The sequence below is a fragment of the Microbacterium sp. sgz311019 genome (genome assembly GCF_056135325.1).
In genome coordinates this window covers 242,865-257,787 of record NZ_JBWAXO010000007.1, presented here as the reverse complement: position 1 = coordinate 257,787, position 14,923 = coordinate 242,865, and the positions used below count along the sequence as shown (strand labels likewise).

The window sequence follows — 14,923 nt, the reverse complement described above, 5'->3', positions numbered from 1 at the left end:
CGCCCACGCATCGCGTCTGAGCGAAGCATCCTGGGGCCCCTCCGCCGGAGCGAGCGGGTCGGACGCGCGAGCACGCTGACGCTCGCGCAGTGCGCGCGAAACTCTATTGCGCTGCCTGAGCATCTCGACCCCACCGTCGTCTGCGGCTACGCGTGCGGAAGATCCTCACGTCCGCGCGGCATACGCTGCGGGACGATACTCGGCTGGGTCCACCGCCTGGGTACGGCGCTGCCGCACACCATGTATGGCCACATCGAACCACTACCGCGGCACATCCACAAGACCGCGTGCCGATCCCTTCAGCGCTGCCGGCAATGGGGCCGGCCGTCAGGGGGTACCGGGTCCACTCGGCTCCGTCTGCTCCATGATCCCCACCATGTTCCCCGCCGGGTCGCGGATCATCGCGAAGCTTCCCACCCCGGGCACCGATGTCGGGGGGACGATCGGGGCGGCGCCGAGCTTCTCGGCATCCGCCAATGCCTCATCCAGGTCATCGACGGCGACGTAGACGGTGAAATACGGGGGGATGCCGCGGCTGGTCTGGAGCACACCCCCGCCGATCCCCTCGGCGCCGGGCGAGAGCAGCCAGTACTCGGGGCCGGCCGGCTGCACCTCCCACCCGAACAGCCGACGGTAGAACTCCGCGAGCGCGCCGCCGTCCGGCGCGCCGAACTCGAAATGGATGATCGGATGCGGCATCCTGCCTCCCTCATCGTCGATGTCGCGTCCAGCGGACGCGCCAGAAGCTCACGGCCGGCGACGGCCGCCGTGGAAGAGTCGGACGCACAGCATCACCCCGACGGCGAACTGGGCGACCACCGCCAGGACGTACAGGCTGTACAGACCCCCGACCAGAATCAGCGGCCACCCCTCAGGCGGAGTGGCGCCGGAGGCGAGTCCCGTGACGTCGGCGGCGACGCCGACGAGCGCGAACGCCGCCACGACCACTCCGAGGGAGGTCCCGACGACCGCGCGCAGGCTGCGGCTCAGAAGGGCCGCCGCGAGCAGGCAGAGCCCGCCGAGGACGACGGCGACGATGAGCTCGCCCGGCAGCAGCACGTCCAGGCGCGCTCCCCGGCCGGCGAACAGGGAGACCAGCAGGAGGATGAGCGGCACCGCGATCGGGATCCCAGCGAGCACGGCCCCTATGACGCTGAACACCTGCGCGGAGCGCAGCACAGCCCCTCCGGAGCGGTCCGGGTCGACCGTGCGTGCTCCGGTGTCGTCCGCGAGAGGTGATCCGGGTTGCATGCTCACACTCTGCTGACGCCGCAGACGCCGGACAGTGCCGAAGGTCCCCCGGCCGGGCTCCTCAGGCAGACGTGTCTCTGAACCGGAAGCCGATCGCGGCCAGCGTGACGAGGACGAGACAGGTCGCGGATGCGACGACGATGTCGGTGACATCAATGCCGTTGCGCAGCGGGTCGTGTCCGACGTACTGGAAGAACGGCGAGTACTTCTGCAGCGGTTCGAGCCAGTCCACGAGTGGCGCGAGGCCGTTCACAAGGTACGCGGCGACGGCGAGGGCGGCCGGGATGCCACGGCTGAGGCCGGTTCGGCCCGTGGATGCCGAGAGCCCGAGCGCCAGCGCGCCGAAGACCAGTGCGAGCAGTCCGAGGTGCACCATGGCCGCCGCGACTTTGTCCGGAGGCAGGGTCATGTCCGCGAAGGATCCCTCGAGGACGAGGGAGAAGCCCGTGACGGCGGCGAGGAAGGCCACACCGACGAGCATGGCGGCGAACTTCTCCACGATGATGCGCGCACGGGCGACCGGCGTCGAGAGCAGCAGTTCGAGGGTGTGCGCATCCTCTTCTCCCGCGACCGCCGACACCCCGCGTCCGATGGCGTACAGCAACAGGATGATCGGTGCGATGAACGACATGAGCTCGACCTGGATGTAGCCCACCGGCGTTGTGAGATCTGCTCCCGTGGTGGCGAAGAGGCTGCGCATCGCCTCGGGCATCTGGTCGAGGAAGTCCGCCATCGAGGGCTGGTCGCGGATGCTCGGCCAGATGGCCACGTAGGTCGCGATCAGCACGACGATGGCGACCGCCCACCACAACAGGGCCTTCCACTGGTCATACAGCGACTTCGTGAACACGGTGCTCAGCATCGTCGTCGCCTCCGTAGTACGTCATGAACACGTCCTCGAGATCCGCTTCGGCGCACTCGAAGTCGACGAGCGGGTGAGCGCTGATCCGTTTCAGGAGAGGATCGAGCGCTGATTGCGGTGCTTCGCACCTCAGGCGGTCGCCGATGGCGACGAGGTGCGTGACTCCCGGCACTCCGGCGAACTCCTCGGCGCTCACGGGCACGGCGAAGGTGGCGCGCACGTGGTGGAGAGAGCGAGCGCTGAGGTCGTCGAGGCGCTCGACGGCGATGAGCCTGCCATGCCGGAGGACCCCGATCCTCGTCGCGACCCGCTGGACCTCGCCGAGCACGTGCGAGGAGAGGAACACGCTGCCGCCGTCGTGCGCGTGTTCGCGCAGGAGCGCGTGGACCTCGTGCTGGACGAGCGGATCGAGCCCCGACGTCGGCTCGTCGAGGATGAGGAGGGCTGGTCGGGACATCACTGCGAGAACGAGCGCGAGCTTCTGACGGTTGCCGCGCGAGAGCACACCTGCGCGCCGGGTCAGATCGAGGTTCAGCCGGTCGGCGACCTCGGCCGCGCGCGCGTGGTCCTTGCGCCCCCGCAGACGGCACACGTAGTCGACGTGCTGGGCGCCCGTGAGCCGTGCGTAGACAGAGGGCTCCCCGGGCACATAGCCCACCACACGATGCACCTCCCGCGCCGCACTCCACGCATCGAAGCCGCACACGACCGCGCGTCCGGAGTTCGGGCGCAGCATGCCCATCAGGATGCGGATGGTCGTGGTCTTGCCGGCGCCGTTGGGACCGAGGTAGCCGAACACCTCCCCCGGCTCCAGTGTCAGGCTCACCCCGTCCAGCGCGCGACTGCGCCGATAGCGCTTCGACAGGTCCTCGGTCACGATGGGTGGAACGGTGTCCATGTCGTGCTCCTCCCTGGCCTGCGTCCTGAGTGCAGGGCCCGCGCCGGTTGCGCGAGCGGGCCGCTCCTAGTCGGACGGGCCGACCGGCTCTGCGGCGCTGCCGGTGATCAATGCGGTGATGTCGATCGGCTGGGTGGCAGGCAGCGTGATCGCTGCGGGGTCTATCGGGTCGGGCAGCTGGATGGGTCGGCGACTGTTCATCTCGCACCTCCTGGGGTGTCGTGGCCGTGAATGACGGATTCGATGCGGTCGACCCCGTCCCGCCCTCGACAGGATGCCCGTCGCTCGGCTGCCGAGTCGGGACTTTGGGCCCGCGACAGCCGCCCCTTGGCCCGTGGCACGGACGGCGGCCCGGTGCCTCGGAGGACTTTCGTCCCGGTGACGGACGGCGCGCGGGCCGTAGCGTGCTCCTCACGCATCGCGCCCGCCCGGAAGAGCCACGGCGGTGGCATCGGGCAGATGATGCGGAAGGGAACGGGTGAACCATGGATGCGGCGCCGCTGTCCATGTCCGAGGTCCTCCGTCTTGCGGGCGTCGTCTCGCCGTGGTGCGTCTCCGTCTACAGCGACGACGACACGTGGCTCCGCGGCAACCACGTGAACGAGGCCGCAGAGGTCCAGATCCGGCTCACCGCTCACGCGCTGAACCGCGCGGGAGCGCCCGCACACGTCGTCACCGCGGTGCGCGACCAGATGGAGCGGGCGGCGTCTCCCGCGCGCCCGGAGGCGGTCTCGTTCGACCACCGGATCCGTTCGGTCGGCATCTTCGCGACGCCGGCATCGTGCGACGTGTTCGCCCTCGCCACGTTGCCTGCCCCGCGCGTGCACGTGTCGAACCGGTTCGTGATCGGCCCCCTGCTGGACGCCGCTCTCGCGCTGCATCCGCGGATCTGCGTGCTCGCCGCGTCGGAGAATGCGGCCCGTCTCGCCGATGTCACGTCATATCCCGCGCGGGCGATGGAGGTGCCCGACCTTCCTCGGGACCTGGACAGCACCGTCAACCTCGACCTCACCCACGACCGGCAGACCCTCGCGCACCGTCGGATATCGGAGGATCCGAAGGAGCGGCTTCGCGTCTACGCGAAAGCCCTCCTGCGTGCGGTGCGTGAGCCTGTCAGACACGCCAGGGCGATGCTCGCGATCGTGGCCGCGGAGCCCCTCGCAAGCCTTCTGCATGCCGAAGCCGACCCGCAGTTCGCGGCGCTGGCCCCGGTGCCGGGCAACCCGGACCGCCTGAGCCTCGAAGACCTCGCGGAGCTTGTCACGCCGCGCGCCGATGCCCACCGAGAGCGTGCCCGCCGGATGCAGATCTCGCGCCTGGAGGGCACCGATCCGGGCCTCGTCCTGACGGACGTCGCGCAGATCCACACGGCTCTGCGCAACGGCGCGGTGGACACCCTCTTCATCGACCCGGATCCGCAGGGGGCTGTCGACGAGGACAGGCCGGAGAACCAGGACCGCGCGGATGTGCTCCTGCGCGAGGCTCTGGCCACCGATGCGACGATCGTGCCCATCCGAGCCGATGACGCCCGCAGCACCCGGCAGGTCGCTGCGATCCTGCGCTACCGCGTACCGGAGTGAGCCGGCTCCGCCCACGCGATCCGCATCCCGCGCGACATCCCTCCGACTCGCCGCGGTCTGGTCATCCCTCCCTCGACCCGCACGAGCGCGGGGAGCCGTGTCGGTGCACGGCTCCCCGCGTCGCCTCGCTGGGCTAGCTCGTCGTGGAGATGGCGATCTGCCGCGGCGCGCTGGCCCCGTTGAGCGGGACGGTCACCTTCAGGATGCCGCCGCTGAAGGTGGCGGTGATGTTCTCGTCGTCGGCTCCGTCGGGGAGCGGGACGCTGCGGTAGAAACTGCTGCTGCTCTCGCGGAGCATGTACGTCTTCTGCTTGTCCTCTTCCTTCTCGCGGTGCTCCGCATGGATGACGAGGACGCCCTGGTCGACGTTCACCGTGATGTCCTTCTCCTCGAAGTTGGGGAGCTGGGCCTCGACGATCACCGTCTTCTCGTCCTCGGTGTAGACATCCGTCGTCGGCAGCGCGAATCCGCGCAGCGCGCGGAAGAACCTGTTGTCGAACAGCTCCCGGCTGAGGGAGTCGAGTTCGGCAAACGGGTCGAAACGGACGATGGTTCCTGCCATGATTCCTGCCCCTTTCAGAAGGCCTTGATGATGAGGTGGTTGACGACGTCGGTGACATGGGGTGACGCCCAGGCGGCATCGGACGCCTGAGCCGACTCCGCCCACGAATGGACCGTGCCCGTGAGCGTGACCCTGTTGCCCTCCACCGTCACGTGGATGCTCTCGGCATCCAGTTGCGCGTTGCGGGTCAGCGCCTCGGCGATGCGCTGCTGCGTGTCGGGCGCCGACGGACGCCGCGTCAGCCTGATCATGTTGCTGATCGTGTAGACGCCGGGCAGGTACTGCACCGCATGCTGCGCGGCGAGCCGCTGGAACTCCCAGCTGACCTCGCCGATGAGCAGCACATGATGGTCGGTGACCTCGGCCTGGACGGTCGGCGGCACGTTGACCGCGGTCTTCAGCGCATGATCGACCTCCCGTGCGATGTCGATCTCCGTGGGGGGAGATCCCTTCGACTTCACGACGAGGTCATCGGCCACCGTCCGGACCCCGCGCACGCGCAGCGCCGCGCGCTTGGCGGCGAGCTTCTCCGCATAGGAGTCGACCTCCCCGGACAACGTCACAGCGCCGTCCTCGACGCTGACACCGATGCCTGCGGAGTCGACATCCGGCGCCCAGTCCAGCTCGTCACGGACCATGTCCTGGACCTCGAGGTCAGTCATCGTTGCCGTGGCCATTCGTTCTCCCTTCCTCCTGTGCACCTCCTGCACACCCCCAGACTCGCCCACAGCCGGCTCGGACGCAGAGACTAAAGTCCCGCGCCCGGACGCCTCTCGCGGCGTGAAGCCGGGTCGCAGGACCTTGGTCCCGGAGCGCACCGGACGCGCGCCTCATCCTGGAAGGGAGGAGCTCCCTCCGGTTCGAGGTCGATCCGCGCGAATTCGGGAATCGCCGGAATCCCTCCCGGGGGCCGAATGCGAGGGGGCGTCGCTGGCGCGGACGCCCCCTCGTACTCCGATCTCTCCACCCACCGCGGCGGCGGCGCGCCGCGCCTCTGGCCGGCGGGCGATCCACCGCGCGAGTTCGTCGGCGCCCCAGACGATCAGCGGGCAGGGAACGAGCAGCGCGATGACCCAGAGCGGAAGCGGAGCCGTTCCGAAGACGAGCTGAAGGAACGGGACGTAGCAGAGCGCCGCGACGAAGATCAGCTCTGCGCCGATGGCCGCCAGCAGAGGCGGGTTCGTGAAGACACCGAGGGTGCGCAGGGACGCCCGCTCGGTGCGGGCGGCGAACGCTGTCCCTACCTGGCACGCGACGATGGTCGCGAAGGTCGCTGACGTCGCCTGCAGGTAGACCGCGTGGAGTGGGTCGCCTTGCGCGACCGGTGCTCCGGGATGCCAGCCGCCTACCCAGAGCACCGCGAAGTAGATGGCCAGGGCCAGGACTGCAGAGATGGTTCCCATGAGCGCCCACGCACGGAACAGCAGCCGGCGGGTGATGAGCGGCTCGGAGCGCGGCCGCGGACGCCGGGTCATGAGGTCGGGCTCGCCCTTCTCACGCCCGAGCGCGAGAGCGGGGAGGATCTCGGTCCCCAGGTCGATGGCGAGGATCTGGAGCACGGTGAGGGGAAGGGGAACGAGTCCGCCGGACAGCGCGAACACCACGAACGGCACAACCTCCGGCACGGCGTGCACGAAGATGTAGAGAACGAACTTGCGCAGATTGTCGTAGGCCCGGCGCCCCTCACGAACCGCAGTGACGATGGTGGCGAAGTTGTCATCGGTCAGGATCATCGTCGCCGCCTCGCGCGCGACGTCCGTCCCGGAGCGGCCCATCGCCACACCGATATCGGCACGGTGCAGGGCGGGCGCGTCATTGACTCCGTCGCCGGTCATGGCGACGACCTGCCCGGCGTCGTGCAGCGCCTCGGCGATGCGCAGCTTGCCCTCCGGTGTGCTGCGGGAGAAGATGATCTCTCCCGGCAGGGCCAGCAGCGCGTCGAGCTCGGGCTCCGACATGTGGTCCGCGTCAGGACCTGGCACCACCCGATTTGCGCCGATCCCGACCTGCCGAGCGATCTCAGCCGCTGTGCTCCCGTTGTCGCCGGTGACCACGTGAATCGTGATGCCCGCGCTGTGGCATGCGGCGACGGCGTCCGCGACTTCCGGCCGCGGTGGGTCGAGCAGCGCGACCAGGCCGAGAAGACACAGCCGGGCCTCAGCGGCCGCGGCATCGGTGGGCACGTCGTCCGTGCGCCGGGCGGCGAGCGCAAGCACGCGCAGCCCGCGTCGGGCGAACTCGTCCACAGCCGTGATCGCGAGCTGCCGTTCGTTCGCCGTCATGGGCTGCACGCCGCGTGCGACGCAGACGGAGTCGCAGAGCGGGATGAGGCCCTCTGGCGCGCCCTTGACCGAGAGGACCAGTCCTTGGCCGCGGCTGCTGACGACGCTCATGCGCTTGCGTTCCGGATCGAAGGGGAACGTTGCGACGCGCGGCGCTGTGGCGATCCCGAACTCCGCGGCGGCGTCCCGCAGCGCTGTCTCCATCGGATCGGCGGTGCGTTCGAGCTCGACGCAGTCGGCCATCACCTCGACGAGAGGGGTCAGCAACACGCCGTGCTCCGACGGGCCGTGCACGCCGTCGATGGTCCACAGCGTGTTCACCCGCATCTCGTTCTGGGTGAGCGTGCCCGTCTTGTCGGTGCAAATCACGGTGGTCGAACCGAGAGTCTCCACTGCCGAGAGCTGCTTCACCAGCGCTCCTCGCCGTGCGAGTACGCGCACACCGACGGCGAGAGCCAAGGTGATCGTCGGCAGAAGGCCCTCGGGCACGTTGGCGACGAGAAGTCCGATCGCGAAGACGGCTGCTTCCGGAAGGCTGAGCCCCGCGAGAAGCCCGAGCGGCAGGAAGAGGATGCCGACAGCGACGGCGACGCCGGCGATGAGCCAGGTGGAGCGCCGCACCTGGCGCTCGAGCGGGCTGGCGACCGGCTCGCCCCGCCGCGAGAGCGTCGCGATTCGACCGAGCTCCGTGGCAGCGCCGGTCGCGAACACCACCGCGCGGCAATCACCCGACGTGCACTCCGCACCGGAGAACACCGCATCCGGCGCATCCATCAGCCGCTCGGCGGCATCGGTGCGGCCGGCCGACCGCCTCACAGGAGCCGACTCCCCGGTGAGCGCCGACATGTCCACCTCGATGCTGCCTCTTATGAGCCGGGCGTCCGCCGACACTCGGTCGCCCTCCGAGATGAGCAGAATGTCGCCAGGAACGAGGTCCACCGCGTCGATCGTGACCGCTGATCCATCGCGGAGGGCACGCGCCTGCAATGGAAGGTAGTGGGCGAGCGCCTCGACCGCCTTCTCCGCCTGCCGTTCCTGAAGGAAAGCGACAACGGCGTTGATCACGATCACCCCGAGGATCGCCCACGTCAGGATCGGGGTCCCCGCGACATAGGCGAGCGCTGCCGCCAGCCAGAGGAGCAGTGCGAGCGGGTGGGTGAACTGTCGCAAGACCTCACGCGGCCAGCCGATCCGTCGCGCGCGTGGCAGCACGTTGGGACCGTGGACGGCGAGGCGCCTGGCAGCCTCTCTGCTGCCGAGCCCCGTCTCGCCGGTGCGGAGATCCCGCAGCAGCAGCTCGACGGGCTCGCGGGCCGGGCTGTCGTCCTCCACCACTGTCATGCGCCCCGCGATGGCGTGCGCCGTCAGTCCTGCGGCCCCGCCGCGATCACGGGAGTCTCAGTGCGGACGACCGCCGGCGCATCTGACCGATCGGTGACCGGCCAGTGGATGAGCGTTCGCCAGTGCGACGGATCGGGCTCGACGCGGGGGTCGCTCAGATAGCTCTCCCACATCGCGCCACCCGGAACCAGGCTGTGCGCCTCGATGAAGTCCTCGATGTCGTCATACGAGTCCGACATCGTCTCGTACGGCCCGATGTGGGTGGCTTCGACGGCGCGACCGCCGGGAAGGATGCCGGGTGCGACCTCGCCCGAGGCCGCGATCACCCGATCGACCGGGAAGCCGGCCTCGACATCGACGACATCGGTCGGCATGCCGTAGTACTTGGCGAACGGGGGGCCGACGGGATGCGCACCCTGCGCGGAGACAGCCTGCATCGTGGTCGAGAAGGCCGTGGAGAAGAAGTCGCGCAAGTCGTCCATCGGCACGGTCCGGCGGACACCCGCCGTGTGCACCTCCTCGACCTGCTCGGTGATGTGGATGTCGCTCGCCATGGTCCCGCTTCCTTTCGCTCGCCGCAGCACACACCTTGCGCCACGCCGTCCGAGACGGATAGGTCGTTGGTCCCGCCGCGATTCGCTCGACCGGCAATCCCGCGAAGGGACCAAAGGCCCGGGCGGCTCCGGCTCGCCGCCATAGCGTCTGGGCATGAAGGCGACGACGCCCGCGCCCACGCGATGGCCCGTGATCACGAAGGATCCGGCGCACCTAGCGGTCACCCCCAATCTCCTCGACTACGACCGCACGTACGCGGCGTTCCGGTGGGAGGACGAGCAGCGGACGCTCGCCGGACTCGCCGGCGGTCGCGTGAACATCGCACACGAGGCCGTCGACCGTCATGCCCACGGAGACGGCGCCGCTCGCGACGCCCTGCGATTCGTGCGGGCCGACGGGAGCGTGCGCATCGTGAGCTTCGGTCAGCTGGCCGACGAGACCGACCGATTCGCGAGCGTCCTCCGGCAGCTCGGTGTCCAGCGCGGCGACCGGGTGTTCTCCCTGCTCGGGCGCACACCGCCCCTGTACACGACGGCGCTCGGGACCCTGAAGCACGGCGCCGTCTTCTGCCCGCTCTTCTCGGCGTTCGGACCGGAGCCGGTCTGCCAGCGGCTCGAGCTCGGCAGCGGGACGGTGCTCGTGACGACCCGGGCGCTGTACCTCAAGAGGGTCGCGGACGAGCGCGGGCGGCTGAGGTCGCTGCGCCACGTGCTCCTCGTGGATGCGGACGGCGAACCGGAGCCGGACACTCTCGACTTCCACGCCCTCCTCGCGCAGGCCCCGCCGCACGGCCCGATCGCCGCGATGGATGCCGAGGACATGGCGCTGCTGCACTTCACGAGCGGCACGACCGGCCGGCCGAAAGGAGCCGTGCACGTGCACGGCGCGGTGACCGCGCACTCGGCCACGGGCCGCTTCGCGCTCGACCTCCATCCCGACGACATCTACTGGTGCACAGCCGACCCGGGCTGGGTCACCGGCACGTCCTACGGGATCATCGCGCCGCTCGTCCACGGCGTCACGACCGTCGTCGACGAGGAGGAGATGGAGCCGGAGCGCTGGTACCGCATCCTCGCCGAGCAGCGGGTGACGGTCTGGTACACGGCGCCCACCGCCCTCCGGATGCTCATGAAGGCGGGCGCCGAGCGCGCCCGTGCACACGACCTAACGTCGCTGAGGTTCATCGCGAGCGTCGGAGAGCCGCTCAACCCCGAGGTCGTCGTCTGGGGGCTCGAGGCGTTCGGACTGCCCATCCACGACAACTGGTGGCAGACCGAGACCGGCGGCATCATGATCTCCAACTTCCCGGCCATGGACATCCGCCCAGGCTCCATGGGCCGCCCGCTGCCCGGCATCCAGGCGGCGATCGTCGCGCGTGACCAGACCGGCGCGCCCGTCGTCCGCGACGGCGCCGTCGACCTCGTCACGGAGCCGGATGTCGTCGGCGAGCTGGCCCTGAAACCGGGGTGGCCTTCGATGTTCCGCGGCTATCTCAACGAGGACGAGCGATACGGCCGCTGCTTCGTCGGCGGGTGGTACCTCACGGGCGACCTCGCGAAGCGCGACGCGGACGGCTACTACTGGTTCGTCGGCCGCGGCGACGACGTCATCAAGACCGCAGGGCATCTCATCGGCCCGTTCGAGGTGGAGAGCTGCCTGCTGGAGCATGAGGCCGTCGCCGAGGCGGGCGTCATCGGGGTCCCCGACGACGTCGCGGGCGAGGTCGTGAAGGCGTTCATCGAGCTGAAGCCCGGGTACGAGGCGACGGATGCGCTTCAGCGCGAGCTCATCGGCTTCGCCCGCAAGCGGCTCGGCACGACCGTCGCACCGCGACGCCTCGAGTTCGTCGCCGCGCTGCCGAAGACACGCAGCGGGAAGATCCTGCGTCGCCTGCTCAAGGCGCGTGAGCTCGGACTGCCCGAGGGCGACACGTCGACTCTGGAGGCGGGGCGATGACCGCCGACGAGACCGCGGAGCGCATCTCGAGCGACCCCGAAGGCGTCCGGCACCTGCTGAAGCAGATGCTGCGGGTGCGACGGTTCGAAGAGGCCTGCGTCGAGCTCTACAGCGCGACCAAGATCCGCGGATTCCTGCACGTCTACATCGGCGAGGAGGCGGTCGCCGCCGGAGTGATGTCGGCGATCGGCCCCGAGGACTCGGTCGTGGCGACCTACCGCGAGCACGGTCACGCCCTGCTGCGCGGTGTGCCCGCGACCACGATCATGGCGGAGATGTGCGGTCGTGCAGAGGGATGCTGCCGCGGACGCGGCGGCTCCATGCACCTGTTCGACGCGTCCACCCGGTTCTTCGGGGGCAACGCCATCGTCGCGGGCGGGCTCCCGATCGCGGTCGGCCTCGCGCTGGCGGACAAGCTGGCGCACCGTGACCGGGTGACGGTGTGCTTCTTCGGGGAGGGCGCCGTGGCGGAGGGCGAATTCCACGAGAGCATGAACCTCGCCGCCCTCTGGAATCTGCCGCTGCTGTTCTGCTGCGAGAACAACCTCTATGCGATGGGCACGGCACTGGACCGCTCGGAGTCGCAGACCGACCTCGCGCTCAAGGCCTCCGGTTACGAGGTCGCCGCGTGGTCGGTGGACGGCATGGACGTCCTCGCCACGCAGGAGTCCGCGCGGCGCGCCGTGGACGCCATCCGCGCCGGAGGCGGACCGCACTTCCTCGAGATGCGCACCTACCGGTTCCGGGCGCACTCGATGTTCGACCCCGAGCTGTACCGCGACAAGTCCGAGGTCCAGCACTGGATGGAACGGGATCCGATCACACAGCTCCAGGACGCACTGACGGCGGCAGACGCTCTCAGCCCGGAGGCGTGGTCGGCGCTGGAGCAGGAGGTCGACGACGAGATCCGCGCCGCGGTCGCCTTCGCCGACGCGGGGACGCTCGAACCGGTCGAGGAGCTCACGCGCTTCGTGTACAGCGAACGGACGGCATCGTGAAGACGACCTATCGGGAGGCGATGCGCGCCGCCATGCGGGAGGCCCTGCAGCGGGATGACCGGGTCTTCCTCATGGGCGAGGACGTGGGCCGCTACGGCGGCGGGTTCGCAGTGAGCCTCGGGCTGCTCGAAGAGTTCGGCCCTGCCCGCATCCGCGACACGCCCCTGTCGGAGGCGGGTTTCGTCGGGGCGGGCATCGGCGCCGCGCTCGGCGGCATGCGGCCCATCGTCGAGATCATGACCGTCAACTTCAGCCTGCTGGCCCTCGATCAGATCGTGAACAACGCCGCGACCCTCCTGCACATGTCGGGTGGGCAGTTCAACGTGCCCCTCGTGATCCGGATGACGACGGGCGGCGGTCGCCAGCTCGCCGCGCAACACTCGCACAGCCTCGAGGGATGGTTCGCGCACATCCCGGGCCTGCGCATCCTGACGCCGGCGACCCTCGAGGACGCGCGCGGCATGCTGTGGACCGCGCTCGAAGACCCCGACCCCGTGCTCATCTTCGAGCACGGGTCGTTGTACAACGTCTCGGGAGAGCTCGCCGACGACGCCGGTCCGGTGGACATCGATCGCGCCGCGATCCGCCGGCCCGGCGCAGACATCACGCTGATCACGTACGGCGGCACCCTGCCCGCGACCCTCGATGCGGCGGCATCCCTCGCCGAGGACGGCATAGACGCCGAGGTGATCGATCTCCGATCACTGCGCCCCCTCGACGACGGGACGATCCTCGCGAGCGTCGCGAAGACGCATCGCGCCGTGATCGTGGACGAAGGCTGGCGCAGCGGAAGCATCTCGGCCGAGATCAGCGCCCGCATCGGCGAAGCTGCCTTCTACGAGCTGGACGCGCCGGTGACCCGGGTCTGCAGCGCCGAGGTCCCCGTCCCCTACGCGCGCCACCTCGAACTGGCGACTCTCCCGTCGGCTGCGCGCGTCGTCGCCGCCGCGCACGAGACGGTCGGCGCTCATGGGTGAGTTCCGCATGCCCTCGCTCGGGGCGGACATGGAAAGCGGCAAGGTCGTCGAGTGGCTGGTCGCACCCGGCGACTACGTCCACCGCGGCGACCTCATCGCAGAGGTCGACACCGAGAAGACGGTGATGGAGATCGAGTCGTTCGAGGAGGGGGTCGTCACCGAGTTCCTCGTCGACCTCGGCCAGTCGGTGCCGGTGGGAACCCCCATCGCCCGCATCACCGGGACACCGGCCGACGGTGCGCACGTCGGCGCTCCCGTCGCGTCGGGCACGACCACGCCGCGCGCTCCGTCGCCGGTCGCGACGACCGTCGCCGAGCCTGTCGAGGCGGAGGAGCCGGCACCGGCGGTGACGCCGCCTGTCCGGCGTCTCGCCCACGTGCTCGGCGTGGACCTCACGCGGCTTCAGGGCACCGGAAAGCACGGCGCCATCACCCGGTCGGATGTAGAGGCCGCCGCGGGCCACGCCATCCCGCCCGCCGCATCCGCGCCGCTCGCTCCGATGCCCGCGCCGGCAGGGGTTCGCCTGCGCTCCTCTCCTCGCGCGCGCCGGCTCGCGGCCGAGCGGGGCATCGACCTCGCCGAGGTGCGCGGCAGCGGACCCGGCGGCGCCGTGCTCGCGGAGGACATCGCCCGCACGGGCAGCCGAGAGACGCCTCCGCCGACGCGTGCGCCCTCCCCCGCGCCGGCCGCACCCGCGGCTCCCACGCCTGCGGAGGGCTCCGCCGAGAGCGCCGCCGACCGCGTCGCGAAGATGCATCGGGCCGTGGGAACGCTGATGGCGCGATCGAAGAGAGAGATCCCGCACTACTACCTGAGCACGACGATCGACCTCACCGCGGCGGTCGACTGGATGCAGCGCACCAACCTCGGCCGGCCCATCGCGCAGCGGCTCGTCCCGGCGGCCCTGCTGCTGGCAGCGACCGCGCAGGCGGCCAAGGAGGTGCCCGACGTGAACGGGTTCTTCCTCGATGGCGCGTTCCAGCCGAGCAGCGCCGTCCATCTCGGGGTCGCCGTGGCCCTGCGCGGCGGCGGGCTCATCGCGCCGGCCATCCATGACGCCGACGCGCTGACGCTCGATGAGCTGATGAGCCGGCTGCGCGACCTCGTCGCACGCGCGCGGGCGGGGCGCCTTCAGCGCGCCGAGATGGCCGACCCGACGATCACGGTGACCAACCTCGGCGATCTCGGCGTCGAGTCGATCTTCGGCGTCATCTACCCCCCGCAGGTCGCGCTCGTCGGTTTCGGCCGCGTCGTCGAACGGCCCGTGGCCCGCGGCGGCCTCATCGGCGTGCGGCCGACCGTCATCGCCACCATGTCGGCGGACCATCGTGCGAGCGACGGCCTGGTGGGCGGCCGCCTTCTCGCCCGCATCGACGAACTGCTGCAGAAGCCGGAGGAGCTGTGAACGAACAGGATGCACGGGCGGCCGTCCTGGCCGCGATCACCGAGGTCGCACCCGACATCGATGCCGGTGGCCTCGACGACTCTGCGAGACTGCGCCAGGATCTCGAGCTCGACTCGCTCGATTTCCTCGGGATCCTCGAGCTCCTCGCCCAGTCGACCGGGGTGACCACGCCGGAGGACGACTATGCGACGCTGACCACGGTGCAGGCGCTCACCCGCTACATCGCGTCGCGCGCGTGAGGGCGAAGCGGAGCCTG

Annotated in this window: 15 protein-coding genes; 6 read left to right on the top strand and 9 right to left on the bottom strand. The window is 70.1% G+C overall.

The genetic code is table 11. The annotated features are described in order from the left end of the window. Positions 1-327: 327 nt before the first annotated feature. The 5 genes from AC0NZN_RS13400 to AC0NZN_RS13380 all read right to left on the bottom strand — a co-directional run bounded on the left by AC0NZN_RS13400 (position 328) and on the right by AC0NZN_RS13380 (position 3,212). On the bottom strand, positions 328-699 hold the full coding sequence (locus AC0NZN_RS13400) for a VOC family protein (protein WP_474592800.1): 372 nt from the start codon (positions 697-699) through the stop codon (positions 328-330). A 48-nt stretch (positions 700-747) separates the two neighbouring features. Continuing rightward, positions 748-1,251, bottom strand: a complete 504-nt coding sequence (locus tag AC0NZN_RS13395; RefSeq protein WP_474592799.1) for a hypothetical protein — start codon at positions 1,249-1,251, stop codon at positions 748-750. Positions 1,252-1,312: 61 nt separating this feature from the next. Then, entirely contained in the window at positions 1,313-2,113 is an 801-nt protein-coding gene (locus AC0NZN_RS13390) for an ABC transporter permease subunit (protein ID WP_474592798.1), read from the bottom strand. Continuing rightward, the gene (locus AC0NZN_RS13385) at positions 2,079-3,011 is read right to left on the bottom strand and encodes an ABC transporter ATP-binding protein (protein WP_474592797.1); all 933 of its coding nucleotides are present in this window, start codon (positions 3,009-3,011) and stop codon (positions 2,079-2,081) included. Before AC0NZN_RS13385 ends, AC0NZN_RS13390 begins: the two co-directional genes overlap by 35 nt. Before the next feature lie 66 nt (positions 3,012-3,077). After that, positions 3,078-3,212 (bottom strand): hypothetical protein, encoded by a 135-nt coding sequence (locus AC0NZN_RS13380; RefSeq protein WP_474592796.1) that lies wholly within the window; start codon positions 3,210-3,212, stop codon positions 3,078-3,080. A 284-nt stretch (positions 3,213-3,496) separates the two neighbouring features. On the opposite strand from AC0NZN_RS13380, the gene AC0NZN_RS13375 reads away from it, so the two are divergent. Next, a complete protein-coding gene (locus AC0NZN_RS13375) occupies positions 3,497-4,591 on the top strand; it encodes a baeRF11 domain-containing protein (protein WP_474592795.1) in 1,095 nt (364 codons plus the stop codon). A 133-nt stretch (positions 4,592-4,724) separates the two neighbouring features. Here the strand turns inward: AC0NZN_RS13375 and AC0NZN_RS13370 are convergent, their stop codons facing one another. The 4 genes from AC0NZN_RS13370 to AC0NZN_RS13355 all read right to left on the bottom strand — a co-directional run bounded on the left by AC0NZN_RS13370 (position 4,725) and on the right by AC0NZN_RS13355 (position 9,330). Then, positions 4,725-5,153, bottom strand: coding sequence for an Hsp20/alpha crystallin family protein (locus tag AC0NZN_RS13370; protein ID WP_474592794.1), 429 nt, complete (start codon positions 5,151-5,153; stop codon positions 4,725-4,727). Between the two features lie 14 nt (positions 5,154-5,167). Beyond that, entirely contained in the window at positions 5,168-5,830 is a 663-nt protein-coding gene (locus AC0NZN_RS13365; protein WP_474592793.1) for a BON domain-containing protein, read from the bottom strand. A 153-nt stretch (positions 5,831-5,983) separates the two neighbouring features. Continuing rightward, entirely contained in the window at positions 5,984-8,776 is a 2,793-nt protein-coding gene (locus AC0NZN_RS13360; RefSeq protein WP_474592792.1) for a cation-translocating P-type ATPase, read from the bottom strand. Positions 8,777-8,799: 23 nt separating this feature from the next. Continuing rightward, positions 8,800-9,330 (bottom strand): GyrI-like domain-containing protein, encoded by a 531-nt coding sequence (locus AC0NZN_RS13355; RefSeq protein WP_474592791.1) that lies wholly within the window; start codon positions 9,328-9,330, stop codon positions 8,800-8,802. A gap of 154 nt (positions 9,331-9,484) precedes the next feature. Between AC0NZN_RS13355 and acsA the strand changes: the two genes are divergently transcribed. From acsA to AC0NZN_RS13330, 5 genes are read left to right on the top strand one after another with little or no spacing between them, the layout of a single operon-like run. Continuing rightward, positions 9,485-11,287, top strand: coding sequence for an acetate--CoA ligase (acsA, locus tag AC0NZN_RS13350; RefSeq protein WP_474592790.1), 1,803 nt, complete (start codon positions 9,485-9,487; stop codon positions 11,285-11,287). After that, positions 11,284-12,285, top strand: a complete 1,002-nt coding sequence (gene pdhA, locus AC0NZN_RS13345; RefSeq protein WP_474592789.1) for a pyruvate dehydrogenase (acetyl-transferring) E1 component subunit alpha — start codon at positions 11,284-11,286, stop codon at positions 12,283-12,285. The genes acsA and pdhA overlap by 4 nt, the downstream gene beginning before the upstream one ends. Continuing rightward, the gene (locus tag AC0NZN_RS13340) at positions 12,282-13,262 is read left to right on the top strand and encodes an alpha-ketoacid dehydrogenase subunit beta (protein ID WP_474592788.1); all 981 of its coding nucleotides are present in this window, start codon (positions 12,282-12,284) and stop codon (positions 13,260-13,262) included. The genes pdhA and AC0NZN_RS13340 overlap by 4 nt, the downstream gene beginning before the upstream one ends. Then, entirely contained in the window at positions 13,255-14,667 is a 1,413-nt protein-coding gene (locus AC0NZN_RS13335; RefSeq protein ID WP_474592787.1) for a 2-oxo acid dehydrogenase subunit E2, read from the top strand. The genes AC0NZN_RS13340 and AC0NZN_RS13335 overlap by 8 nt, the downstream gene beginning before the upstream one ends. Then, positions 14,664-14,906: an acyl carrier protein gene (locus tag AC0NZN_RS13330; protein WP_474592786.1), complete on the top strand. Its 243-nt coding sequence runs from the start codon at positions 14,664-14,666 to the stop codon at positions 14,904-14,906. Before AC0NZN_RS13335 ends, AC0NZN_RS13330 begins: the two co-directional genes overlap by 4 nt. Positions 14,907-14,923 lie beyond the last annotated feature (17 nt).